The sequence below is a fragment of the Legionella sp. PATHC032 genome, assembly GCF_026191185.1.
Classification (GTDB): domain Bacteria; phylum Pseudomonadota; class Gammaproteobacteria; order Legionellales; family Legionellaceae; genus Legionella.
In genome coordinates, this window is the sequence record NZ_JAPHOV010000001.1 from 2731899 (window position 1) to 2755975 (window position 24077).

Here is a 24077-nt window from a genome sequence, read left to right on the forward strand (position 1 = left end):
TAGAAAGAAAAAATTATGATAACTAACAACATCAGATTCAATTCGATTATCTTCAGCCTGTTATTTGGTTTATTAAATTTACTCAATATCAACGTACTTCATGCGGATGACACTGGAGAGCAAAATCATCTTAATTTAGAGAATTATTCTCCTCAAACAAAGAAATTATGCCAATCAGTAGCCCCTTTATCAGTACCAAGCCAAAACCAGCTTGATGAGGCCAGCAAGGCCTCTCTAAAAAACTGTGATGCGCTTGATCTTTATTATGGTTTTAATGCAGCCCCCGATTATGACAAAGCCTTTCAATGCGCATTAATGAATAAAGATTATAATATCTTGGTCATGGCTTATGCCAATGGTAGAGGAGTACCATTTAATCCTGATCTTGCCATGCATTTTGCCTGCATGATGGAGGATGCGGCTCCGGCGGAAATGGATGGTCGTATCGCCCATCTTGCACAGATAAAAGAGGGTAATAAGAAAACTTCCTTTGATATTTGTGATGACATTACCAGCGGGTATATGATGGGTTGGTGCTCTTCTATTGATCAGCGTTTGCAAGATGCAAAACGCAATAAAAAAATTAATGCTCTAATCAGCCAATGGACTACTCAAGAACAACTATTATACCAGCAGGTTAGAAAAACTGCAGAGGTGTATATCCATGATCATTCGATGAATGAAATTGATTTATCAGGAACGGCCAGAGGCGCATTTGCCATCAATGCACAATTAGGTCTGAATCAAAGCCTGTTTGAACTGTTACAAAAGGTAGCTCGATGTGAGGCTCCTCTTGTGACAACAAAGCAATATGAGGAACTGGATAGGCAATTGAATAGTATCTATAAAAAGTTGATGGCAGATACTACCTCCTTTCAATACACTACTATTACCAAAGAAGGTATTAAAAAAACCGAGATAGCTTGGATTAAATATAGAGATGCCTGGATTCAACTTGCTCACACGAAATGTCCCAGGATCAGCACAGAAAGCTGGCAAGTGCAATTGATTCAAGACCGCATTAAATTACTCAATGAAATTCTTGAGTTAACTGAATAAATTAAGGATTGCTTAATATTCTAAAACTGAATTTGGTGATTCTAGCCAATCCCAATGCAGTGAAACAAAGTACTGGGATAGCCAAACTCAATGGCCTGGGCATCCACTGCGCTGTCAGAATACCAATTAGGCCCGCAAGGCCAAACTGGCAAGCGCCCAATAGAGCGGTAGCGACACCGGCTTGCTGTTCAAAATCCTTTAAGGCAAGTGCTGTTGCTGTACCCATACTAATACCAATGCCTACAGTCAAGCAAAGCATAGGAAGCATAAAACTTAAAATACTGGATTGATGAAGATTAAGAGAAATCATAAAAAAGCATGACAGAATCATTAACACCAAGCCCCAACGAACTATCCTTTCCAAGGAGTGAGAATAAGTAAGACGTGCAGCCATCATATTGGCGATAAACACTGTCATTGCATTCAAACCAAACCAGAAACCATATTCAGTTGCACTCAAGTGTAGTTGTGTGATCAAAATACCTGGTGATAGAGCACAAAACAAATACAATCCCAGCAAACTGGCTGACGCAATTAATGTGTATTGGCGAAAGTCAGAGTTATCTATTATTTGCCTCATCACTTGGTGTACCCTCAATTGAGGTAGCTCTGTTTTGGGATAATCATAATCAGGGATATAAAGAAAGGCTATGCCACTCATTAACACCCCAAGCAAAGTTAAAAAATAGAATCCACTATGCCAGTCCTGTGTCATATCCAACAATAATCCCCCGATTACTGGGGCAGAACTGGCAACCATCGAATTGGTCCCAGACAGTATACTAAACAGGCGAGCACAGGTGTTCGTTGAAAAATTATCTCGAACTATAATAAAGCAAAGTAAATAGGTACCACAGGCCCCAGCTGCCTGGATTATACGTGCAAAAATCAATGCCGGGACTGACGGGGCCAAGGCGGAGATCAACGATCCTGCAAAAAAAAGAAGTGACATACTCAAGGCCATCTTTCGGCGGCCAAAACGATCGGCCAAAGGGCCAACCAATAACTGTCCCAAGGCTACAGTGAGCATAAACAAGTAAAGAGTAGCCTGCATCGTTGTACTGTCGGTTTTGAAAAAACGACTCATTTCTGGAATTGCAGGTACAAAAACATCCATAGCAAAAGAGATGCTGATAATGAGGGGAAATAATCGGAAAAGACTTTGTCTTTCTGTCCAACCAATAGAATTCAATTAATGCCGTTCCTGTTAAAATATTGCTTATGAAAAAATACAAATAGCGCTGAATTGTAACAGATTTACACTCAATGTTATAAAACTACTGATTTGATGGATATTATTCTATTGATTGATAATGATTAAATGTCCAAGTAATGTACTACCTTAAAAACCTGTAATAGCATGAATTGAATAAGTACAGCACTTTAACCACAATGGACAATATGGAATATAGAAAAATGTGCGCACATTGTTTTGAAGAATCAGTCAGCATTTTTATGTGGATTTATGTTTTTCAATTTCCCTGGCAAAACGATCCAGAAATCCTTGCAGAAAATTTCGGGTAGCCTCTATGGTAATAGAAAAATTGTCATCGATTAACCCATCTTTATAAACCAGGTAGATTTCCGGTTGTCCAAAATATATTCCATCAACTGCAACCATTATGCTTCGCAAATGCGATTGAGCAACCGCAGTGCCAATAGCCCCCGGACTCGCTCCAATAGCTGCCATTAGTTTTCCTGCCCATACGTTTTTCCCGTATGGCCTGGTTCCCCAATCTATAATATTCTTTAATACACCGGGGATCGATCGGTTATATTCCGGGGTCACGAATAAAACAGCATCTGCTTTCGTAATTTCTTTTTTTAACCGCATGACTGATTCAGGTAAATTATTATCAAGATCCTGGTTATAAAGAGGAATATCATCTATTTTAATATGAGATAGCTGAAATGTAGGATGCTGAAGCTTCTCCAGGGCAAGCGCTAATTTACGATTAAAAGACTCTTTACGAAGGCTTCCGACAATCACAGCGACTTTGAACATAAATTTTTCCTTAAATTTATTGATACAAAAGGAATTAATCGATTTATCAATGATTATGCATTAAAAAGCAGTTATTAAACAAGACGTATTCTTGCTATGCCAGTATCTCATTGCATGCAAGAAAAAATATGGATAATCCATTAATACATAAGGAATTTATAATGGGTATATTGATTAATGGTATTTGGCATGATGAAAATAATATAAACACGGACAAAGAAGGTCGTTTTCTTCGAGCTGAATCCGGTTTCCGCCAGCACATTACTGAAAATGGAGAAAGCGGGTTTAAAGCAGAACCTGATCGATATCATTTATACCTATCCTATGCTTGTCCCTGGGCTTGCCGAACATTGATCATGAGAAAACTGAAAGGATTGGAAAAAATTATTTCTGTTTCCTTTTCAGATCCAGTGATGGGGAAAAATGGCTGGAGTTACGGTGAATCAGGTAATGAAACAAAAGATGAAATCAATCATATCCATTATCTCAAGGAATTGTATTTGGCTGCCAGAAAAGATTATACCGGTAGAGTAACAGTTCCCGTTTTATGGGACAAAGAAAAAAAAACCATAGTCAATAATGAATCATCAGAAATCATGCGCATGTTGAATAGCGAATTTAATGCCTTTAGTTCGACAAATTATGACTATTATCCAAAACAATGGCGCCAAAAAATTGATGAGATTAATCAGCTTGTCTATGAAAATATTAACAACGGGGTTTACAAGTGCGGCTTCGCTAAATCTCAAAAAGCTTATGAAGAAGCATTTGACGCTTTATTTAAGACATTAAATCAAATAGAAAACCTATTGGCAACACAACGATATTTGACAGGAGAGCAACTCACAGAAGCCGACTGGCGTTTGTTTACAACCTTAATTCGATTCGATGCGGTGTATCATGGTCACTTCAAATGCAACTTGCAAAGGATTATCGACTATCCACATTTATCCAATTATTTGCGAGAACTCTATCAATTTCCTGGCATAAAGGAAACCGTAAATTTTGATCATATCAAACAACATTATTATCGTAGCCATTTAAGCATTAATCCAACAGGAATTGTTCCCAAGGGTCCAAAATTAAATTTGGATGAACCACATAACCGCTATTAGTTCTGATAAATTTTTCAATAGCTACAAGTAAGGATAAAAACCATGCAAAAAATCATTCCTTGTCTCTGGTTCAATGATAACGCTGAAGAAGCAGTGAAATGTTATATCTCGATTTTCAAAAATGGGAGTATTGAAAAAATTTCTTATTATGGCAAAGAAGGATTTGAAATTCATAAAAAGCCCTCGGGCAGTGTGATGACAATCCTCTTCAATTTGAATGGACAACAATATGTAGCGCTTAATGGCGGCCCTGAATTCCAATTTAACGAATCCATCTCGCTGATGGTCAATTGCGATACGCAAGAAGAATTGGATTACTTCTGGAAAGAGCTATCAGCGGGTGGAGAAGAAGGCCCCTGTGGCTGGCTCAAAGACAAATTTGGATTATCCTGGCAGATAGTCCCCAGTATCATGGCTGAATTACTCAGTGACCGCCAAAAATCAGGAAAAGTAATGAAAATGCTTCTGCAAATGAAAAAACTGGATATCGCAAAGCTCAAAGCTGCAGCAGATTAATATAAGACTTACAAAAAACGCCAAGACCGAGGCAAAAAATGACTTTTAACTAGGAAATCGGGGGCTGAATAAGTCCCTGCAATAATTAATCTATCAAGGAGAACAGATGAAACCGCTAATACCTTACCTGCTTTTCAACGCTACCTGTCGGGAAGCAATGACATTTTATCAGGATTGTTTTGGAGGAGAATTGGAATTAATGACCTATGGTGATTCACCTGAAGGGGCTTGTGATAAAAAGGCCGATAAAAATGAAATCATGCATGCCTGTTTAAGAAAAGACAGTTTCATTTTGATGGCATCTGATTGGCCAAGTGGTGAGGCAAAACAAGGCAACAATGTGCATCTCAACATTGATTGCAGCACGAAATCAGAAATTGAAACCCTGTTTAAAAAACTCAGTGAGGACGGGACAATAGTACAACCACTTGCCGATACCTTTTGGGGTGCGCACTTCGGTATGCTGATTGATAAATATAATATACACTGGATGTTAAATTATTCTTTGAAACAATAGGATTAAAAAAAGTTAGATCGACAACTTTTGCTCAATTGATGCTGTTTCGCTACATTGTAAATCCCCAATGACAAGCAAAACGCTCATCATACAGGGATTTACTCCATGTCATTATTTACGGTCATAAATACATGAGATGGTTTCTTGTTTAATATCATCTAACGTATTTCCTGTTTGAAAATGCTGCCCTTGGACTACCAGTTGCCCTTGCTTCAATGCTATGGAAACCTTACTAAAAAACACATTCAAACTACCGGTTTCATTGATAAACAAATGATTATTAATAAAAATTAATGCTGTGCTATCTTTATCCCATCTCACTGAGGTATTGCCGCTTTCGGATAAAGATAAGCGAGAGGACGACTCTGCTCGGACTTCACCCAGAATATATTTTTCTTCCATGAATCCATATGAAAGAGAAATCTGATCTCGAGTATGCTTGATTGTTAGATCCACAGCAGGATTGCTATCACATTGCCCGCTCCATCTGCCAGAAAAATCTATTTGATTTTTTTTGATTTCATCATGAGCCCTATATCTCAGTTTGGTATTGTTTCTGAAATCATTTTCATGCCCAAACCAGGGAAGAGCTGAAACCTGATTCATAAAACCAACGTAAAAGAATAAAACTATAAAAAAATATCTTATCATTTCTCTGAATTCCTTATCAGTAGGCAGGTTTGTACAGAATACTACTTCTTCTGTCTAACCGAAATCGAATTCATAATATCATTGACTTCGACCTTTTTAAGGAGTATTCAGGGAAAGGGTGCCAAAGGCCCATGGTTTTTGGCTCCACTCTTATAAAATGGCATGGTCTTGTTTTGTTCTTCGAGTAGTCGATTGGCAATGGATATTATTACCCCAAAACTGAATATTTTCGCTTTCACAGACTATTGGTATGGCTTTTATCGGACAATTTGCTGGCAACATAAGTAATAGCTAAAGCAGCGCTTCCAAATAACCCCCACTTTAGTACTTTCGATGCATAAGAACTATTGCTCTTTTCTATCCTGGGATCACTTTCTTTTTTTAAATAACCATGATCCATTTGCTGTGACATATTTTCTATGACTTCTATTAAATAATGGATAATATCTTCAGGTTTGGCAGGATCTTCCGTATTACCCATCTGGATAAAGTTTTTTTGTCTATGAAAATAGGCATCTGGATTCATTGGAGAAAGGGTATTGCCCAGAAAATCTTCTAATAAAATACCTACCGTATCATCACCATTAATTTGTTTGTTCACCAACTCTTCATCCAAACACTCGATAGGTAGTTTTAATAAATAAAATTGCAGATATTGCAATACCATGACATGTTCATTAGGTGTTAAATCACTTTCCTTACGCTCAGTAGGAATTCCAAAAAACAGATTATAGTTGGATTCGAAGTAAGATTTTATGGCCGTTTTTTGCTGAGCTGATAACCCCATACTGAACCTCCTCCAATAGCTGTAAAGTCTAAATAATGCAAAACAAAGATTAACAGAAGACAGTCTGATCTTAAATATTTCATGATGATCTTACAATGAATTTTGTGTCCAAATTATAAATAATCAAATAAAAGCAACATTAAGATTTTGCTGTCATTGTTTGGGGGGATTTGTTAAGTTAATCTTTTCTTTGAGTTTCACGAATCAATATGAATCGCTTCATTCATTCTTTATTGTTTCTCTTGATAACCTGCTCTTCAGGCTCTTTCAATCTTCATGCAGCCAATAAAAATAATGATTTTGTTTTATTTGAAAAAATATTTACTGACTGGACTTTAGCATTTAATCAAAAAAACTGGCACCAACCTGTGCTTTATTTTCAAAATCATTGGCTGCCGATTATCAGGGTGCCCCGCAAAAGAATTACACGTCTCTTTGTGATGGCTTTAAGAAAATATTTCAGCAAACAGGGAAAAATTACCAATATCATTTTAAATTAAAACGGGTCTATCGCTCAGGCCATCTTGCTGTTGCAAGAATTACCTGGTACTTGCAAATATTTGGGCAAGGAAAACTCATTTCCGAGACGCAAGATGAAGGATTAGATGTCTTTCTTAAAGATGCACAAAATCAATGGAAAATTATCAATTTCATAGGATACCCTGCCCCTGACAATCTAAATGAAAAACACCAAAACAAGGTGTAATAATAAATTGTAATATGATCTTGGATTGATCTTGTTGTATTTTATCAATATAATTACGCCCCTATTTATTTGATGAGTATTAGAATGATCACTGAAATTGAAACATTACTAAAAAGGGCCGGGTTTACTTATGTAGGAAATGGCAGAGGCTTGGGGGAATTTGAAAAATATGAAAACCATCTCTACCATAAAACTGTTTATGGCTCAATACAGCAGATCCAACTGGCTATGGACAGAGAGAATGACACGGTCAGACCTGTGTTTTCAAAAAATGTTCCAGTAGAGCTACGTGACAGTATTTATGACATCATGAAAAGCTCATCTGAAAAAAATTCGTTACAATTTAATTGACATTAGATTCTGTTGATAATCCATTTTATAATATAATTTAACAACACCTGCATGCCACGGCTAGTCCGGGGCATCCATAAGCTCTCTGCCTGCTGTGGACTAGCCGCAATATATAGCAGCTATAGGGCCATTGTTAACAGACACTGGATTTTGAGCAATAATTTCATTAAATGGCCATCTACAGATTATTAGGTTTTATCGGATAAATTTTAAAAAATTAAAGCTTAAGGCCTAACCTGCTTTTTTTCAGCATGATATAATTAATGTGTAAATAACTTGTCGAATCCATACAATAAAATTTTGATTGTTTTGCGAAAAAATAATGAAACCCATAACACATATCGCAGATAAAAAAATACTATCTATCCCTATCAAAGAATGCGGCGAAGAACTCATTGATCTTAAAAACCAAAATATTATTGTTTATGGACCACCTCCGGAAACACCCTTAACCGCAAATGACTACACCAAAATACGTAAAACTGTATATCAAAAATTATGTTTGGCACAAAATGACCTGCCCAACGGTTGGCGTTTTAGATTATATGAAGGATTACGCAGTCTGTCTGTTCAGGAAATTCTGTTTAACCAACAATGTGATAACCTGCGTCAAAGCAAACAGTACGATTCCTACGAGGATTTATTTGATTCAACGTGCCGCCTGGTTTCTCCAGTAATTCATTTAGATGGGACAACCAATGTACCGCCACATAGCACTGGGGCTGCAGTCGATCTTGAGCTCATTGATAGTTATGGTAATCTGGTTAATCTTGGAATGGCCGCAAAGGATTGGTTGATCGTCGACCCTGATTTATGCGAAACCGATTCAAAACTCATTTCTGAAGAAGCTATGCAAAATCGTATTCTAATGCTGAAAATACTGACTAAGCATGGTTTTGTTAATTACCCCAGAGAATGGTGGCATTTTTCCTATGGGGATCGCCTATGGGCCTATATGACAGAACATTCTACCGCGATCTACGGTGCAATCATAAATAATTAGCTCAATGGGATAGCGTCTGTTATTCTTGAACTAATCTAATTAGTTGATTATTCTATTAATATTACCTTAAAGAATATCTCTTATGACTCCATCCATTTCGCTCATTACCCTCTATTCTTTATTACCTGCCGTGTTGATGTTAATCGGTGGGGGGATCGCGAGCATTTACCGTCCCGGTAGTGCTATAACCAGCGCCACTCAACATTTTGCCGCGGGTGTTGTTTTTGCTGCTGTAGCAAAAGAACTGCTACCCAAAATCGGAGCATACCATGATCCTGTTGCTCTTATTATTGGTTTTTCAGTAGGCATTCTGGCCATGTTATTTCTAAAATGGTTGACTAACAGGCTCGAAGATCTTGAACAAGAAAAAACAGGTCTATCCTGGGGATTATTAACCGCAGTTGGAATTGATTTATTGATAGACGGTATCTTAATTGGGGTTGCTTTTTTGGCTGGCGAACGAGGAGGAATTCTTATCGCTATTGCTCTTGCCATTGAAATTTTCTTTTTGGGGTTATCAACAACCGCCACTTTAGGGGCAAGACAAGTGAACGTGCCAATTCGTCTGTTAACCAGTGTCATTTTGGCCATATTGATCCCTGTGGGAGCTGCTCTGGGCGCCAGTTTATTAATTCATTTACCACTATCGATTACCAATGGAATTTTATCATTTGGTGTTGCGGCATTACTTTATCTGGTCACTGAGGAATTGTTGCTTGAAGCCCATGAAGTGCGTGAAACCCCTTACATTACTTTATGTTTTTTCATTGGATTTTTGCTGATTTTATTGTTAGAAGGGCTAGCAACATAAATACAAGCAGGTATTGTAATGAAAATATAAGTTATGATGGGCCAAACCTGCCTGGAAAAACAAAGACAAACCACTTTTCTATAATCTAAAAATTAAATTTTCTTCCATTCTTTTTAACTCTGCTTGATCAAGGGGAAAGTCCACAGTCCAAGGTTTTATCGGCTTGGCAAGGTTTGTTGCAGTACAGTAAATTTTCAACTCTTGCGCTGAAATATGATCGATATCAAACTCCTTAACCAGTGTTTGCACTCCCTCCTCAAAACTGGTTAAAGTTTTTTGAATGACTTCATCACCATCATGTTTTGAAAATTTCAATTGATTCGATTGAGCGTCCCAAACCAACGATTTACGTCCATATTCCGTAATAGATCCAACAATCGTTTTATTGTCTCGAATAGAAATTGTATCCGGATAACGTTCCAATTTGAGCAAGTTCATTTCTACCGTTTTAAGATCTATTGGGAGCAAATCAGTCTGCATCAAGCGAAACCACCCTTGGCTGGTTTTTCTCTCCAAAACATGCACACCATCCTGCTTATAAAATTTAAATTCTTCTTTACCTTGTAAAATGGGCTCTTCTTTTTCTGTAATCCATATCGGAAGCCTTGGAGCAGAAGCGCCCAATCCCGGATCCAGAAGAAATTTTTTGTCCCCCAGAGTCACTACTAAAACAAGATGAGTAGCAGGTAACGCAAGTACCTTAGGGGAATTCACTGGTTCTCCAATAAGAACATGTGCCGCACAATATTCCGTCTTAAATCCCAATTGCACTAATGCATCAAACAACAGACCAGCACTTTGATAACAATACCCTCCGTGTTCTGAAGAAAGCAGCTTTTTATAATTAAAAAAAGACAAGGATTGTCTTTGGACAGGATGCTGATTAGCAATTCTGCGTAATTCAAAATTGGAATAAGGAAAAGCTTTGACATGTGCCAAATAGATACTGTTTAGATATTTAATTTGTTCTTCTGGAGGTAAATCAGATAATAATTGAAAACCTAATTTTAATTTTTGGAGATATTCCTTTAAGTCGATGGATTTCATATAAAACTAAATCATATTACTTCTTTGCATCATATCTGGTTTAAGTTTGAAAATAAAGTGTTTAATTAGAACAAAAATCAAGGGTTCCATAGAACCCTTTGTCCACAGCCCAAACAGAATAGAAAGAAACACTTGGTTTCAGCGGTTAAACTATCCAGCTAAGCCAGTTTATTGGATATTTCTGTTTTTAGGGTTTCCAGGTTATTCGCAAATTCACCCATTTTTTCAGAAGAGTCTGTTTTTATATTTTCTTTGCCAGAAAAGAAAACTCCTACATATCCCTTTGCTGATGAAAAGTGTACAACCAATGCAGGAATAACTGCCAAGGTTGCAATAACTCCTATAAATCTTCTGACAAAATCAGGATAGTCATGCCAACCGCGATGAGTGGATAAAACAGGTCTGGCCTCATCAAGAACATTCTTACACTTCCTTGCAAATATCTGAAATGATTGAGGGGTGATTTCACTCATAAAAAAATCATTTCTTACTGTGGATAAATCATTAATTAGTCCTTGCATGACATTGGTTGCTGCATGAAGAGAACCATATTTTTTACTCAGTAATTCTGCTTTTCTTTGTAATTCGTCTAATAATTTATTAAATGAATTCTGATACGGCATAATTTGAGAACGCAACATCTGTTGATTATATTGTTGTTTTGCACGTATTTGATCTTCTTGAGTGAAAATCTTTTCGAGGTGTGGGCAATACTTTAAAAACAATGCGATTAATTTTAAATCCCCATTATTTATCGCCTGGGTTAAATGAGCCTTGTTGAATTGGTCCTTATAAGCCGTATTTGCCTTAAAATTCTCTTCCATGCGCTGATAATAAGTATCAAATAAAGCAATCATCTTTGATGCCTTTACAGGATCATTTTTATCGTAACATCGTGCCCAATCAAGTGCGGTTCTTCCCCCTGTTGGGGCTTCTCCTATTTTATAGCGATGATTCTGTGACACTATTGTTCTGACATGGATATCAGCACCTGCATCCATCAAATATTCCACGATATCCACATGACCATTGGCACAAGCCCAAAGCAAAGGAGTTTGTTGGAAAGAGTCTTTGGATTCCAATAAATCCGGTCTATGTTTTATAATGATTTTAACCAGTTCGAAATCTCCTTTTTTTGCTGCCTGAATTAAATCATTCCCGTCAATATTCACTGCATGACGAGAGTCTGCGTTGAGAAACGCTCGAATCAAATCAATATGAACCGGTCTACTCTTTATCACTGAAATAAACACGGATGGGAAAACAAGATTGGCATAGTTTTCAATTAAAAGTTTTGCATGTTCGTATTTCTTTTTTTGAATCACTTCGCTTAAGATTTGTGACTTTTGATATTTCGTCAGGTAGCGAACTTTTGACGCCACAGCTTCAGCTATCCCTTCGTCATTCACTTCTTTATCTAGCAGAACTTTTATCTGTTGAAACTCTCTTGATTTATCAATATAAGATTGTCTTTGATTATAAAAAATTTCAAAATTTTCAGATGAAATTTTCTTTTGCTGCTCCAAGCTTCGTATATTTCCCTCTTCATTAATAGAACTGGTGCTCCAACAAAGACGCCCTCCCATCACGATATAATTGGAATCCTGGAGCAATTGAGCACTGCATGCTATTCTTAGTTCATCAAAATGTTCAGCATCAATATGAGCCAAGACGATGCCATAAGTTGATTCAGCAATAGACGCGTATTCTGCAGAAGTCAGCTCAAATTCATCGGCCATCATTCTCATAAACGCTTTTTCATCGTTACATAATTGTAATACCAAATTATTCAACGTCCCCCTGTCTTCAAACAAACCCAGGAATTTTTTTGCCTTTTCTTTGTTTTTTAAACGCAACTGCAAAGAACACAAATAGAGAAACGTTTGTAAAATAAACAGCTGATAAGTGTTCCTGCGTTTACATCCTGATTCAGAATCATCATTAGTGCTTTCGTTATATTTATCAAAAGCCTGATTGTAGACATCTGCAAATGTTTTTTGCTTGGTTCCTGATTGTTCACTCAGCAAATTTGCTTGTTTAAATATTGATTTAATGGCATCGACTATCTCTTCCTTTTGCCAGGTACTAAAGTCTTCGTTGTCTCCAAAGGCAGCGACCAAATTGCCTTCCATGACTTCGAAAACAGCCGATTGTTGATTTTCTAAAGAGGTATCCCGTTTTTGCAGAATTTCATAAACCGCTTTAAATAAAGTTTTGGGATCTTTATTATCTTTTTTGCATAAGTAATCGATGGGGTCTGCATCCAGTTTTCCCAGCGCATCAGCAATCAGGTCCAAGTTACCCTCTGCAGCAGGCTTTTGCACAAGAGACAATGCTTCTAGGCATTGATTAATGTCGGACTGGGCAAGTAATTGCTTGTAGCGGGATTCACCGGGGTTTATAAGACTCATTACGTTTGGCAAATCAAATTGCCGCACTCTGTCTGGATACACCGTTACAACAAACTCGCTCTTTGATACCATGATTTCATCGCTGTGACTAAAATCATTTTTCATGTCTTCAAAGCCTGGATTTCCTTTTCTGAAAGCGAGAGCTTGCTCTTTCAACTCATTGAGATTTGCTATGATTGTTTCAAGAAATAGTTGCTCATCCACACGGATTTCAGTAGACGATTTGAGACCATTTAATTCATGAATCAGATTTGAGAACAATTCGGTAAAGGGTTTTACTGAGTGACGACCTCCGGATTTCTGCTTACCATAAAAAAAAGTGCTTCTTTCCAGATCTGATTTGCACGTATTATCGCCAAATAAATAAAGAAAAATTGGCTTGGTTTCATCGGCAGTAAAATTGTCGGAAATACTGGCCGCGCCTGTTAAAGGCACAATTATTGATAGCTCACCTGATTTATCTAAATGAACAAAGGGGTATTTTTCGAATATTTTGGCTAATTGGTCTTTCAATTTCGTTATACTCTTTCATTTTAAGCTTTTTTGGCACCATTATAATATAGTTTGCTTAAGACAAAATTAATAACACTGTGGGCATAAATAAGCCCAGCAAAAACCTCTTGTTGTCTCTGCCAACAAGAAAATCCCAAGATTTGAAAAATGAATAACTTGCCTATTATTTACAAATACTGCCACTTTTTTTAATATCCGCTGATTCAATAACAAGGAGTTTCCAGTGGCTTTTCAAAAATCATTTTTTTCCCACGTCGAAGACGATTGGCGTTATTATCAAAACATTCGTGCCAAATACTCTGATGCGATACCCATACCACAAAGAAAATATTTCGAACCCATTCATTCCATAGATTCATTAGCCACATTAGCAGTTCGGCCTATTGAAAAACCACTTTGGCTTGGTGTTCACACGGCAGGCTTTTTGCTGAAAGCGATACTCCACTTAGTGGGGGCATTAGTTCTATCACCATTTGCTTTGATCTTTGCGATATGTGTTCCGAGATCCGAGTTGAGAGAACAAACCGTCTCCTCATTTAAAGCCACTGCTGCCGGCTCTATTGTCGCTACAGGCATGGCTTGTGTTGCCTTACTTTCGACCCTAATGTCCCTTATTTTTAATCCGTTGTATGTGTTAAGTCGAAGTGCCGCCACAGGAGTCGATCATCTTAATTCGGTAACTGAATCCTGTTGCGGCCTGACTATTGCAAAATGCTGATTAAGGGATTTAATCGCAACACTTATTTAATTCAAATCTGGCAAAAACTAGAGAACAGATGGCCTCATCTGTTCTGCTGCCTCACTTTTGCCCCTCATAGTTGATATTGCCCCCCCAATTAAATCAATCAAATTAACAATGGGGCTAACAATCACGCCAATTGCTGTAATAAGAGAAACAGCAAAATGCACCACGCTATCAATGATATGAATCTTTGCGGCTTTTTTATCAGAAAAAACCAGGCTGTTGAGAGACTTTAAGCTCAAATAGAGAGACGACGAAACAAGTTCTAAAGTAATAATAGAAAAACTAATCGGTGCTGCTACCACATGACCTGCTCTGTATAAAAAATTAGAGGCAGATGAATAGGGTGAGAAAAAAACTGATTTCAGGGGTTTGTCTTTCCCTTTTAAATAATGGTCAGCAACCAGGTAAGTGGTACCGCCTTGTTCTAATAAAAATTCATTGAATGTTTTTAAGAAATTATTAAACGACATAGATACTCCCTGTTAAAAAAATCTTCACCATAATATCTGAATTTGTACTAATTACTAAAGATAATTTCGATAATGATTTTTACTGGAATTCATTGCCTGTAAATATTGCCAGAGGTAATCAGAAATTTTGAAAAACACCAAAGCCGAAGCAAAAATGTTTTTAATGAGAAAGTTTAGATAAACTAAATGACCAAATTAAAAACATGTTTTAACAAAGAGATTGAAGTTTTTATCCTGATCATTACTCCTCTTGATTTCAGAGTCATAACTTCAGCATAATGCATCGAAGATTTTCGCCGGATTGGGAGTTTTTCATGCTTCATTTTAAATGGTATGAGTTTTCAGAATTAACAAGCAAACAACTCTATGACATTCTGGCATTACGAGCGAGTGTTTTTGTAGTAGAGCAGCACTGCCCCTACCTGGATCCAGATGGCAAAGATTTTTTTTCCATGCATTTATTGGGTCTGGAAGAAAATTCTCTCGTGGCTTATTTGCGCCTGTTTCTTCCAATTGAGATTGAAAACCATCTCATATTTGGCCGTGTTGTTACAGCCAAATCAGTGCGGTCTAAAGGATATGGAAGAAAACTGATACGCGAGTTATTGTCTTATTGTGATATGCATTATCCCAGTATTCGTATCCAATGCTCTGCGCAAAATTACTTGAAAAAATTCTATGAAGAATTTGGCTTTAAAGGTTATGGAGAGATTTATGAAGAGGATGGCATTCCACATCTTGCCATGCAAAGAACTTTATAAAATCGTAATGGCGAATCTGGATTTACGGTAAAAAATCCATGACCATCATCAAATTTTTAAATTGACATCGGTGTCACAATAAAGCACACTTTTTCCCATGTTTGCTCACTAATAATGTTGTTTATAGTAATATTCTTTGGAGATGTTATGACGAAAATTGTTTATCTACAAAACGACCCGGATAAGATGCTCTATTATAAAGACAGCGTCCCCAAAGATTTAAAAGTGGTTGAGCCAGATGCCAAAATGATGTTAGAAATTTTAGAGCAAAAATTAAAACTACTTGAAGTATTAGATTTGGATTGGTTTTATTGTGCAATTTGTATGGAACTTCCTAAAGAGCCCGTGTTTTATCCAACCTCAGAGGGTATTAGCAATCTTTACGAAAAAAGTGAATTAGTAAAATGGTTTTCAAAAGCCACCGGGAATAAATCCGACCCCGTTGGACTTGGTTCAAATGTTACTATATCTCAATATAAAACCCCTACTCCAAAAGAATTGCTTGATTTTGTCATTAAATCAACAGGATTTGCTGAAGAGGTGTTTATTGAGCATTACAGAAAACCCCCGATAAAAAAAATTCCTCCGGAAGAAGAGCTTTTGCTTGAGAAACCCGATTATACTAGACGAAATGAAATAGATAGCCCATCTCATTCACAGCAAAGATCCTGCTTGAGTCTCTTTTTGTACAGTATTTTTGGTTGTAAAGGAAAGAGATACGGAACACAGGAAAAACCTGAATCTCTCACATCAAATTACCTACCGTCTAATCATTAACAAAGACAAATCAGGTTTTTTAGACATTTTTTTATTATGTATAGGACTTACCCAAGGTTAAAGCAAAAATGTTTTTAATGAGTGGTTTATATAAACTAAATGACCAAGTTAAAGACATTTTTTAACGAAGAAATTGGGGATTTTTATAAGTCCTGATGTATAATAATGACATAGTTCAACTAATCAATCAGGGTATTCTATGTTGACTCCTCCACCTGACTCAAAAATTTCAACCACAGATAAAAGTTTGGATAAATTAAGTGTTCCAATAGGTATGCTTAAACAAATGAATGAGTCAACAATGGAACAAACCAAACTCGATGAACTACGAAAAAAAATGTCCCTGCAAGCCGAAATACTCAATAAAGCGAAAGCAGATAATGACATGTTTTTTCGTTTACTCATCGAATTAATGTCATTAAAACTCCAAGGTGAATTATTTAAAGAACAATTAAGCAAGATTTCTAAAGAAAGTGGTTATGAGAGCGTACAAAGCGCATTAATTCAAGCCACAAACTCAGAAGGGCAAAGCCCTTTACAATACGCCCTACAAAAACAAGATTTCACTACGGCAAAATATTTTCTGGATAATGGAGCGAAAGCAGGTCCGATAGAAAAAGCCGTCTTTGAAATTGCCCTTGACAGTAAGGCGGCTAAAGAGTTTGGGTTTCCTCCACTCTCACCTGAAAAAGAAAAATTGCACCCTGTCAAAAATTTTGGTCTGGTTTTAGGTATCAAAACAACCAGTGTAGATGGTACTCCCTCTCAATTCGGCCATATAGCGCCAACTTATCAATTGATGACAGATTCAGTCAGTCATTTTGCTAAATCCAATCCTGACAACAAGAATTTTCAGGAAATAGCCAATGCCTTTCATTTTTCAAATGAGGCATCGGCATTCAAATTCAGCACACCGCAAAGAAACCCGGAAGCAGGTAACGATCTTGCAAGACGCATTCAAGGAGGCGAACTCACCACAATTCCTGTCAGCTGTAAAGGCCATGCCATGGGATTATCGTATGTACCCGACGGCCCTGATTCCAAATCGGGCTACCTGGTATATACCAATCGCGGTCTGGGATCAAAGAGCAATGAACATGGCACTCATATTTTCCGAATCGAGGATTCCAGTAAAATTACTCCCGAATTCATCAATAATATGACAAGTGGACATTCGAATGGTGCTTCTCATGATGAAATTATGTCTCAAATTAAAGCGGTTGCTGGAAACAAGGAACCTATTCATCATATCAAACAAAAGGGACAGAAAAATGACAATTGCACCATAGCCAATTCTCGCTCCAATATAGAGGGGATACTGTTATGTCAAAAAGCCAGAGAAGTGGGAGGATTCGATAAATTAACTGAAAGCGACAAAGAATCTGTTAAAAAAGAGTACAAGGAATTTACCAAACATATGAGAGTTGAAAAAGTCAATGAATTAGCCAAAGCCCTTAAAGAAAATCCTCATGATCCTGATTTAAACAATTTAACCAAAGAGTATTTGAAGCAACATCCAAACGCCGACCCTAAACTAAAACAAACCTTAGAAACTGCATTAAAACAGGCTTCTGAAAGCAGTATGACATTAAGCCAACCAGGAAAGACCATTTAACACTACAGAGCCTACATGGATTGTAATATCCAAAATAGTTTAATGGCTTCGCCATAATCGAGTGGTTTAATCAAATGGCCTCGAATATTTAAAGGCTCAAACGCCAGCTTATCTTTGCTAGTATAGGCTGCTGTAAGTACAAATACCTCAATATCAGTAAATTGAGGATCGGCTCGTAATTCTTTTAAGAACTCAATACCATTCATCTTAGGTATATTAATATCGAGAAGAATCAACTTGGGATGAATTTTATTTTCTTTATTTCTACCATAAAGCCTATCTAATGCCTGATTTCCACTTTTAGCTATTTCAATCTTGATTAATGAGCTTATTTTATGGAATACACGCTCAACGGACTGAATATCGACCTCATCATCTTCCAAATACAAAATATCTATTTTATCAGCTGCGAGGTCCATCACTATTCTCCGTGAGACAATATTTTATTTTTTATTTCTAAATTAATTATAGACCTAAACCTTTATTGATGAGGTATTTTAGGCCATGTAAAGGAAAACTTTGCTCCTTTACCCAACTCAGATTCCACCTCAATTTTCCCATTTTGAGACTCTACAATTTTCTTTACTATAGTTAATCCTATGCCAGTAGTTTCTGCCTCATCTTTGGATTTTAAAGTTTGAAATATTCTGAATATTTTCTCAAAATACACCGGCTCAATACCTGGACCATCATCTGCCACATAAAACTCATAAAACGAACCTCTATCCAAAACACCAATTTCGATAGTTCCCGTTTTACAGTGATGGTGTTTCATGCTGTTTGCAATCAGATTAGAAAAAACCTGGCTTAGAAGTAATTTGGCAGTTGTCAGTTGGGGCATGGATTCATGAACTATGATAGTAAATTGTTCATCGTGGTTAAGAATATCCATTATTTCTTGAATTAACTCTTTAGTATCTACCCATTCTATCTCCATATTGACCTGTCCTGCCCGCGCATATTGTAACAAGCCATCTACCATGCCGCTCATGCGATGGGTACGTTCTCTAAGCAATTGAAGATTTTTTCTGGAAAGAGGATCCAGCTTATTTCCGCAATCCTCTTCAATCCATGTTGCCAATTGAATAATTGCCCTTAGCGGCGCTTTTAGGTCATGAGAAATAATGTATGAAAATTCTTCAAGATCCTGATTACTTTTAATCAGCTTTTCTTCAAATTTTTTAATTTCGGTAATATCTTTTGAAATAATGACATACCCTACTTTTTTTCCTTGTGAATCATGGCGTATGGTCATAGTAACGGAAGCAGTGAACTGGGATCCGTCTTTTCTGACCCGTTGAAATACTTCTTCTGCCTTGCCTTCCCGACGTACCGTTTGAAAAAATTTTCTTACTTTACCTGACTGGATATCTTCCACTGTATGCAAAATATCGATGCTCTTTTTGTTTATTAATTCATGAGCTTCGTAGCCGTAATTTCGTCTCGCCCCTTCATTCCAAACCAGTATGACTCCTTTCAAATTAATTGCAATGATTGAATATTCAATTGCGCTTTCCAATATGGTTTGTAAAGTACTTTTGGCATGGCGTTCTTCTTCTGTTTTAGCGATTTGCTGCTTTAATGCCTTGGTCTTCTCTTTTAATTTTTTACTTATTTCTTTTTGATCTTTTAAACTCTCTTCCAGACGCTGGGCAAAACGGTATAACTCGGATATTTTTTTTTCACTTATTTCTTCAGCTTCTTTCCTTGCGCGTATCTCTCTGTCAAGATGGCGTAACAATACTTCGTAATCACTCATAAGGATCGCCTTTCGTTAATATAAATCTTACCTTAAAGCCCGTTTTTGCAGGCAGATTTTCACGTACAACACTAATATTTTCCCTATGATAATTAATACAACCTCTTATTAAACCTTCCGCAAAATCGGCTAAAGAACGTGAAGAAATATAAATCATTTCCAACTGATTTTGACTGAGATATTGGCATTCAAAATGGGGTAATTCAGTATGGTCATACAATTTTTTTACTTCGAAATGAATATGTGTTTCAAGCTCTTCCATAAATTGAAACACCGTTTTTTTTTCCTTGAAGAATTGTGGATATTTTTTTGCAAAAACTTCAAACAAATACTCTCCATATTCTTGTAAAATCACTGATGTTGGTTTGCCATTTTTCATGCCTAGCGCTTTAACTAATTGAAATAATTCTTTGGGAGAGTATGTACCGATGGATGTGTAAGCACCATGGGACTTCAAATGACTATCCATAATAATTTGATCTACAAGGGCGTAGGATTCACTTTTTTCTACAAAATTGAGAAATTCGTTGAATATGATTCCTTTCATAGACAAGGTGTTTTATATGAATTAATTAATACCTTAAGTATAGTCGTAAATTTGTTATCAATAATATAAGCCTGGCACACCCAGGAAGGCTTTACGTTTTTTGCTCGCACCTGTACGGTGCTACACCATGTAAAGCAGGGAAATCTTAACTAAATAGCTCTCTGATATTCCCCTGTTCGTAAGAGACGATAATCACCTAGGTTAGCTGATTTGAAAAGGCCGGTAACTTGGACCAATCGGGATAAGTTAATTCCCATAATCGATAAATTTTTTCATCTTTATATTGAGCAATCAATATGACTTCAATTCTCTTGGCAGGCTCATCAGGTCGAGTGGTGGTAATAAATACCCGCCCGGCTATTTTTTCACCTTGCTCAAGAAAAGTCTCTTCATCATACTCAACTTGATATTGAATTTCAGTCGCATAATATTGTTGATGTGAGCTTAGAAATTCATCATAGTCTGTCACTATGTCATTGGTATAGAGTAAAAACTCCCTATGATAATATTCTGGAATAAGATTAGCATTTTTCTTAATTACCATTTGAGCAAACATTTCTTTTAATTTTTGTATATACATTTTCTACTCTGAAATTAATTTTTCAAAATTATACAACAACTATTTAGCAATAAAACTGATCATTTTGAAAAATTACCCTCAGTATTGTTCATTAATTGAAGAAAGGTTACTATGAAATTGCATGGAAGTAATCATTAATACTGGATAATAGGAGAAAAGGAATGTCTCAATTCAATTTTTTTGAAAAAAACCAGGCTTTTGATGAAAACAATTTCGAGCAAAAATTGCAGGATGCAATCAACCTGATAAAACAAAATCAATCTTTTGTCGCAAGATTAGTGCTTGATGCCATAAATTCCAATCAAGTCACAGTAAGTACTTTCTTTCAACTTACCCCAGATCATTACCAGAGAATGAAAACCATTATGAAAAAAGATTATCATACTACTCTTCCAAAAACTTTCCCGCCTACAATGTCGGCGGTACGTAAAATTGAGAAAGAATTAGATGGTATTATTTATGATCACCAGCATATTTATATCAACTCGACAAAAAGCGTTGAAGAAATTGCCAAAACATTAATTCATGAAGTCTGTCATTTTTTAAATTCAGATCTTTATGATAAGGAACTGGAAACAGAAGAGTCAAAACAAGTCAGCTATAAAGATGAAATAAGAGCATTTACAGCAGAAAAAATGTTTGAAAAAAATAATGGCTACCTGCTCAGAAGCGATATAAACCAAATACATGAAACGGTTACCGAATTGTATCCTGAATTCACCGATCCGGAAAACCCAATATCAGGGTATGTTTACAGCACTTTTGATAAGCCTTCTTAGAGTCTGTTAATATTTCGCCAGCTTGAGTCAAAGGTGATGAAGTTAGTTAGAAAACCTACGAATTTTAAAGAATATTAAGTATAATTGTTGTGAGTTTGAATTATAAAATAAATCCATTTTCTTATTTTAAACTCACGGCAATTAAAACTTAAAAGATTATCCAGAGAGCCCGCATGTCAAAACAAGAACATATCATTTCTCATAACACAGATTCATTTCATTTGTGTACTGTAATACAACAAATGAAGGAAAGAATAATAAAAGAGGGTGATAAACCGCATGTCACGGTAGAAACTCAGCTTAACATTCTTCAAGAATTAAGTCAGTTTGGGTTTGGTCAATTTCTAATACAAAATCAGGGCATCAATGGTTATTGGACTCATTATATGTTGACTCATCCATGGTTCGGAAGAAAAACCGGGTTAAACAATAGTGGCGAGCCATTATCGGACATGGAACGTTTTTTGTTGGACAAAGCACCAACAATATTAGCAACCCAACAACGTTTTGGGTTATTTTTGCAGGAAAATCAAAAAGCTCTGGTTAATGGTGCAACCCTTGCGTCTATCCCCTGTGGGATGTTAGGGGAATTACTTTATCTTGATTTCAATGGCATCAACAACATCCGACTGATTGGTATAGATTATGACCCGTCAGCATTAGATGATGCCAAGGTCTTGGCAAAACAACAAAAGCTGGACAAATTCACAACGTTTATTTGTCGTAATGCCTGGGAGCTTAATATTCAAGAGGAATTCGATCTCATTTCCAGCAACGGGTTAAATATTTATGAACCAGACGATAACAAAGTCCTTGATTTATATCAGCAATTCCATACAGCTCTAAAAAAAGGCGGGAAGTTAGTAACCAGTTTTTTAACCTATCCTCCTAACCTGAGTTCACAATGCGAATGGATTTTGAATAAAATTAGTCCAGAAGATTTATTACTGCAGAGAATTATTTTTTCTGATATTTTAAATGCAAAATTTCAGTGTTATCGCTCATCCCAACAAACCCAAAAGCAACTCGAATTGGCAGGTTTCAGGAATATTCATTTCCTATATGACGAAGCCCATCTCTTTCCAACCGTAGTAGCTGAAAAATAATATGGAAAAGGAAATTCTTATCAGTATTTTTTAAGCCACGGCGATAACAGTATTTAACCTTAAGTGAAGAATGTGGCACCATGTTAAAAAACACATATCGGACGTTACCAACTCTCGATAAATTGACTATCGTTTTTTACAGGGAAAAATGAGCATCAACAGGAAGAAAAAAAATGGAATGACTCCAATACCTTCAGGCATCGTTGCTCTTGGCTTTGTCAGTATGCTAACGGATCTTTCCTCAGAACTTATTTTTAGCTTATTACCTGTTTTTTTGGTTTCAGTATTTGGCACTAACGCATTAGTCATTGGGTTAATCGAGGGTTTTGCAGAATCGATTGCACTCATAATCAGAGTATTCTCGGGAATGTACAGTGATTATCTTGGCAAAAGAAAAATATTAGCCATATATGGTTATAGTTTCAGCGCACTCAGTAAACCACTATTTGCTTTGGCAACCAACATAGGAATGATTTTCCTTGCCCGTTTTCTGGATAGAATAGGAAAAGGAATGCGAGGTTCTCCTAGAGATGCACTCATTGCAGATATTGCACCAGACACCCGCTATGGCGCTGCTTATGGTTTACGGCAATCACTTGATACTGTGGGTGCTATTATAGGGCCTCTTTTGGCTCTGGTATTAATGATAATCTGGAATAATAACTTTCAGGCTGTGTTTTGGGTAGCAGTTATACCAGGAATATTATCTGTGCTGATTCTTGTTTTTTTTGTGCAGGAACCTGTAAAACCTGTTGACACAAAAGCAATTAATCCAATTCAGCCGAAAGAAATAAAAAGGCTAAGTCATGCTTATTGGTATGTAGTTATAATTGGTGCCATTTTCACTCTGGCACGTTTTAGCGAGGCTTTTCTTCTTTTACGAGGACATCAGGTCGGTTCACCTATTACCTGGGTACCCTTAATCCTGGTAGTCATGTACCTGATGTACTCGGTGAGCGCATACCCCTTTGGAAAATTAACTGATACCATGAACCATTACAAGCTCTTGGTCATAGGACTGTTTATTTTAATTGCTGCTGATTTGATATTGGCATTTAGTCATTCATTGCTGTTTGTTTATATCGGATCATGCCTATGGGGTTTACATATGGGTGTAACCCAAGGACTTTTAGCGGCCATGGTTGCAAACACTGCCCCTGATGATCTGCGTGGTACAGCTTTTGGCTTTTTTAATTTAATCTGTGGGATTGCTATGCTTGTTGCAAGCCTGCTTGCCGGATTGCTCTGGGATAGTTTAGGCTCCGTATTTACATTCTCAATTGGGGCATTATTTTGTGTTGTATGTTTATTTGGAATAAGCTTAATGCCAAGAACAATTTCCAAAACATGAAAGGATACCTCAGCATAAAAACGAGCATTTTTTAAACTTCCATTTCTTCACACTTCATTTTAAAATAGCTAATTTTCCCAAGGATAGTCGAACAT

Annotated in this window: 26 protein-coding genes; 15 read left to right on the top strand and 11 right to left on the bottom strand. The window is 36.7% G+C overall.

Features of this window, described 5'->3' with window-relative positions; translation table 11 throughout:
* Window positions 1–15 precede the first annotated feature (15 nt).
* On the top strand, window positions 16–1059 hold the full coding sequence (locus OQJ02_RS12155) for a lysozyme inhibitor LprI family protein (RefSeq protein WP_265719276.1): 1044 nt from the start codon (window positions 16–18) through the stop codon (window positions 1057–1059).
* Window position 1060: 1 nt separating this feature from the next.
* Here OQJ02_RS12155 and OQJ02_RS12160 read toward each other — a convergent pair whose 3' ends face one another.
* Window positions 1061–2251, bottom strand: a complete 1191-nt coding sequence (locus tag OQJ02_RS12160; protein WP_265719277.1) for a multidrug effflux MFS transporter — start codon at window positions 2249–2251, stop codon at window positions 1061–1063.
* Window positions 2252–2512: 261 nt separating this feature from the next.
* Window positions 2513–3064: an NADPH-dependent FMN reductase gene (locus tag OQJ02_RS12165; RefSeq protein ID WP_265719278.1), complete on the bottom strand. Its 552-nt coding sequence runs from the start codon at window positions 3062–3064 to the stop codon at window positions 2513–2515.
* A gap of 161 nt (window positions 3065–3225) precedes the next feature.
* Between OQJ02_RS12165 and OQJ02_RS12170 the strand changes: the two genes are divergently transcribed.
* The 3 genes from OQJ02_RS12170 to OQJ02_RS12180 all read left to right on the top strand — a co-directional run bounded on the left by OQJ02_RS12170 (window position 3226) and on the right by OQJ02_RS12180 (window position 5212).
* Complete coding sequence (locus OQJ02_RS12170; protein ID WP_265719279.1) at window positions 3226–4179, top strand: glutathione S-transferase family protein; 954 nt, start codon at window positions 3226–3228, stop codon at window positions 4177–4179.
* 42 nt (window positions 4180–4221) lie between these two features.
* Complete coding sequence (locus OQJ02_RS12175) at window positions 4222–4695, top strand: VOC family protein (RefSeq protein WP_265719280.1); 474 nt, start codon at window positions 4222–4224, stop codon at window positions 4693–4695.
* Between the two features lie 106 nt (window positions 4696–4801).
* Window positions 4802–5212, top strand: coding sequence for a VOC family protein (locus OQJ02_RS12180; protein WP_265719281.1), 411 nt, complete (start codon window positions 4802–4804; stop codon window positions 5210–5212).
* A gap of 111 nt (window positions 5213–5323) precedes the next feature.
* On the opposite strand, the gene OQJ02_RS12185 is transcribed toward OQJ02_RS12180, so the two are convergent.
* Complete coding sequence (locus OQJ02_RS12185; RefSeq protein ID WP_265719282.1) at window positions 5324–5863, bottom strand: hypothetical protein; 540 nt, start codon at window positions 5861–5863, stop codon at window positions 5324–5326.
* Between the two features lie 235 nt (window positions 5864–6098).
* Window positions 6099–6713 carry a hypothetical protein gene (locus OQJ02_RS12190; RefSeq protein WP_265719834.1) on the bottom strand — a complete coding sequence of 205 codons (615 nt, stop codon included), beginning with the start codon at window positions 6711–6713 and terminating at the stop codon, window positions 6099–6101.
* 325 nt (window positions 6714–7038) lie between these two features.
* Between OQJ02_RS12190 and OQJ02_RS12195 the strand changes: the two genes are divergently transcribed.
* The 4 genes from OQJ02_RS12195 (at window position 7039) to OQJ02_RS12210 (ending at window position 9521) form a co-directional block, all read left to right on the top strand.
* On the top strand, window positions 7039–7356 hold the full coding sequence (locus OQJ02_RS12195) for a hypothetical protein (RefSeq protein ID WP_265719283.1): 318 nt from the start codon (window positions 7039–7041) through the stop codon (window positions 7354–7356).
* Window positions 7357–7440: 84 nt separating this feature from the next.
* Window positions 7441–7707, top strand: a complete 267-nt coding sequence (locus tag OQJ02_RS12200) for a hypothetical protein (protein WP_230306039.1) — start codon at window positions 7441–7443, stop codon at window positions 7705–7707.
* 322 nt (window positions 7708–8029) lie between these two features.
* On the top strand, window positions 8030–8710 hold the full coding sequence (locus OQJ02_RS12205) for a M15 family metallopeptidase (RefSeq protein WP_265719284.1): 681 nt from the start codon (window positions 8030–8032) through the stop codon (window positions 8708–8710).
* Between the two features lie 82 nt (window positions 8711–8792).
* Complete coding sequence (locus tag OQJ02_RS12210; RefSeq protein ID WP_265719285.1) at window positions 8793–9521, top strand: ZIP family metal transporter; 729 nt, start codon at window positions 8793–8795, stop codon at window positions 9519–9521.
* 78 nt (window positions 9522–9599) lie between these two features.
* Here OQJ02_RS12210 and OQJ02_RS12215 read toward each other — a convergent pair whose 3' ends face one another.
* Together OQJ02_RS12215 and ankF are read right to left on the bottom strand one after the other, a co-directional pair.
* Window positions 9600–10568, bottom strand: coding sequence for an arylamine N-acetyltransferase family protein (locus tag OQJ02_RS12215; protein WP_265719286.1), 969 nt, complete (start codon window positions 10566–10568; stop codon window positions 9600–9602).
* A gap of 158 nt (window positions 10569–10726) precedes the next feature.
* Complete coding sequence (ankF, locus tag OQJ02_RS12220; protein WP_265719287.1) at window positions 10727–13492, bottom strand: Dot/Icm T4SS effector AnkF/LegA14/Ceg31; 2766 nt, start codon at window positions 13490–13492, stop codon at window positions 10727–10729.
* A 223-nt stretch (window positions 13493–13715) separates the two neighbouring features.
* On the opposite strand from ankF, the gene OQJ02_RS12225 reads away from it, so the two are divergent.
* The gene (locus tag OQJ02_RS12225) at window positions 13716–14210 is read left to right on the top strand and encodes a hypothetical protein (RefSeq protein ID WP_265719288.1); all 495 of its coding nucleotides are present in this window, start codon (window positions 13716–13718) and stop codon (window positions 14208–14210) included.
* A 47-nt stretch (window positions 14211–14257) separates the two neighbouring features.
* Here the strand turns inward: OQJ02_RS12225 and OQJ02_RS12230 are convergent, their stop codons facing one another.
* The gene (locus OQJ02_RS12230; protein WP_265719289.1) at window positions 14258–14707 is read right to left on the bottom strand and encodes a hypothetical protein; all 450 of its coding nucleotides are present in this window, start codon (window positions 14705–14707) and stop codon (window positions 14258–14260) included.
* Between the two features lie 314 nt (window positions 14708–15021).
* Here OQJ02_RS12230 and OQJ02_RS12235 point away from each other — a divergent pair, with 314 nt between their 5' ends.
* The 3 genes from OQJ02_RS12235 (at window position 15022) to ankD (ending at window position 17860) form a co-directional block, all read left to right on the top strand.
* Window positions 15022–15468 carry a GNAT family N-acetyltransferase gene (locus OQJ02_RS12235; protein ID WP_265719290.1) on the top strand — a complete coding sequence of 149 codons (447 nt, stop codon included), beginning with the start codon at window positions 15022–15024 and terminating at the stop codon, window positions 15466–15468.
* 147 nt (window positions 15469–15615) lie between these two features.
* The gene (locus tag OQJ02_RS12240) at window positions 15616–16245 is read left to right on the top strand and encodes a hypothetical protein (protein WP_265719291.1); all 630 of its coding nucleotides are present in this window, start codon (window positions 15616–15618) and stop codon (window positions 16243–16245) included.
* Window positions 16246–16444: 199 nt separating this feature from the next.
* Window positions 16445–17860, top strand: coding sequence for a Dot/Icm T4SS effector AnkD/LegA15 (ankD, locus tag OQJ02_RS12245; RefSeq protein ID WP_265719292.1), 1416 nt, complete (start codon window positions 16445–16447; stop codon window positions 17858–17860).
* 11 nt (window positions 17861–17871) lie between these two features.
* Here ankD and OQJ02_RS12250 read toward each other — a convergent pair whose 3' ends face one another.
* From OQJ02_RS12250 to OQJ02_RS12265, 4 genes are all read right to left on the bottom strand, one after another.
* On the bottom strand, window positions 17872–18279 hold the full coding sequence (locus OQJ02_RS12250) for a response regulator (protein WP_265719293.1): 408 nt from the start codon (window positions 18277–18279) through the stop codon (window positions 17872–17874).
* Between the two features lie 62 nt (window positions 18280–18341).
* Entirely contained in the window at window positions 18342–19619 is a 1278-nt protein-coding gene (locus tag OQJ02_RS12255) for a sensor histidine kinase (protein ID WP_265719294.1), read from the bottom strand.
* Window positions 19612–20166, bottom strand: coding sequence for a heme NO-binding domain-containing protein (locus OQJ02_RS12260; protein WP_265719295.1), 555 nt, complete (start codon window positions 20164–20166; stop codon window positions 19612–19614). Before OQJ02_RS12260 ends, OQJ02_RS12255 begins: the two co-directional genes overlap by 8 nt.
* 196 nt (window positions 20167–20362) lie before the next feature.
* Window positions 20363–20746, bottom strand: coding sequence for a nuclear transport factor 2 family protein (locus tag OQJ02_RS12265; RefSeq protein WP_265719296.1), 384 nt, complete (start codon window positions 20744–20746; stop codon window positions 20363–20365).
* A gap of 140 nt (window positions 20747–20886) precedes the next feature.
* Here OQJ02_RS12265 and OQJ02_RS12270 point away from each other — a divergent pair, with 140 nt between their 5' ends.
* From OQJ02_RS12270 to OQJ02_RS12280, 3 genes are all read left to right on the top strand, one after another.
* On the top strand, window positions 20887–21525 hold the full coding sequence (locus tag OQJ02_RS12270) for a hypothetical protein (RefSeq protein ID WP_265719835.1): 639 nt from the start codon (window positions 20887–20889) through the stop codon (window positions 21523–21525).
* 173 nt (window positions 21526–21698) lie between these two features.
* Window positions 21699–22631, top strand: coding sequence for an SAM-dependent methyltransferase (locus tag OQJ02_RS12275; RefSeq protein WP_265719297.1), 933 nt, complete (start codon window positions 21699–21701; stop codon window positions 22629–22631).
* A gap of 148 nt (window positions 22632–22779) precedes the next feature.
* A complete protein-coding gene (locus tag OQJ02_RS12280; RefSeq protein ID WP_265719298.1) occupies window positions 22780–23982 on the top strand; it encodes an MFS transporter in 1203 nt (400 codons plus the stop codon).
* The last annotated feature ends 95 nt before the right edge of the window (window positions 23983–24077 follow it).

What these genes read in the sequence shown, in the direction of transcription:
- OQJ02_RS12205 (WP_265719284.1), top strand. Translation starts at nt 8,030, where the DNA reads ATGAAACCCATAACACATATCGCAGATAAAAAAATACTATCTATCCCT.
- OQJ02_RS12260 (WP_265719295.1), bottom strand. Translation starts at nt 20,166, where the DNA reads ATGAAAGGAATCATATTCAACGAATTTCTCAATTTTGTAGAAAAAAGT.
- OQJ02_RS12185 (WP_265719282.1), bottom strand. Translation starts at nt 5,863, where the DNA reads ATGATAAGATATTTTTTTATAGTTTTATTCTTTTACGTTGGTTTTATG.
- OQJ02_RS12165 (WP_265719278.1), bottom strand. Translation starts at nt 3,064, where the DNA reads ATGTTCAAAGTCGCTGTGATTGTCGGAAGCCTTCGTAAAGAGTCTTTT.
- ankD (WP_265719292.1), top strand. Translation starts at nt 16,445, where the DNA reads ATGTTGACTCCTCCACCTGACTCAAAAATTTCAACCACAGATAAAAGT.
- OQJ02_RS12200 (WP_230306039.1), top strand. Translation starts at nt 7,441, where the DNA reads ATGATCACTGAAATTGAAACATTACTAAAAAGGGCCGGGTTTACTTAT.
- OQJ02_RS12180 (WP_265719281.1), top strand. Translation starts at nt 4,802, where the DNA reads ATGAAACCGCTAATACCTTACCTGCTTTTCAACGCTACCTGTCGGGAA.
- OQJ02_RS12230 (WP_265719289.1), bottom strand. Translation starts at nt 14,707, where the DNA reads ATGTCGTTTAATAATTTCTTAAAAACATTCAATGAATTTTTATTAGAA.
- OQJ02_RS12215 (WP_265719286.1), bottom strand. Translation starts at nt 10,568, where the DNA reads ATGAAATCCATCGACTTAAAGGAATATCTCCAAAAATTAAAATTAGGT.
- OQJ02_RS12155 (WP_265719276.1), top strand. Translation starts at nt 16, where the DNA reads ATGATAACTAACAACATCAGATTCAATTCGATTATCTTCAGCCTGTTA.
- OQJ02_RS12255 (WP_265719294.1), bottom strand. Translation starts at nt 19,619, where the DNA reads ATGAGTGATTACGAAGTATTGTTACGCCATCTTGACAGAGAGATACGC.
- OQJ02_RS12275 (WP_265719297.1), top strand. Translation starts at nt 21,699, where the DNA reads ATGTCAAAACAAGAACATATCATTTCTCATAACACAGATTCATTTCAT.
- OQJ02_RS12170 (WP_265719279.1), top strand. Translation starts at nt 3,226, where the DNA reads ATGGGTATATTGATTAATGGTATTTGGCATGATGAAAATAATATAAAC.
- OQJ02_RS12235 (WP_265719290.1), top strand. Translation starts at nt 15,022, where the DNA reads ATGCTTCATTTTAAATGGTATGAGTTTTCAGAATTAACAAGCAAACAA.
- OQJ02_RS12280 (WP_265719298.1), top strand. Translation starts at nt 22,780, where the DNA reads ATGAGCATCAACAGGAAGAAAAAAAATGGAATGACTCCAATACCTTCA.
- OQJ02_RS12175 (WP_265719280.1), top strand. Translation starts at nt 4,222, where the DNA reads ATGCAAAAAATCATTCCTTGTCTCTGGTTCAATGATAACGCTGAAGAA.
- OQJ02_RS12265 (WP_265719296.1), bottom strand. Translation starts at nt 20,746, where the DNA reads ATGTATATACAAAAATTAAAAGAAATGTTTGCTCAAATGGTAATTAAG.
- OQJ02_RS12240 (WP_265719291.1), top strand. Translation starts at nt 15,616, where the DNA reads ATGACGAAAATTGTTTATCTACAAAACGACCCGGATAAGATGCTCTAT.
- OQJ02_RS12250 (WP_265719293.1), bottom strand. Translation starts at nt 18,279, where the DNA reads ATGGACCTCGCAGCTGATAAAATAGATATTTTGTATTTGGAAGATGAT.
- OQJ02_RS12210 (WP_265719285.1), top strand. Translation starts at nt 8,793, where the DNA reads ATGACTCCATCCATTTCGCTCATTACCCTCTATTCTTTATTACCTGCC.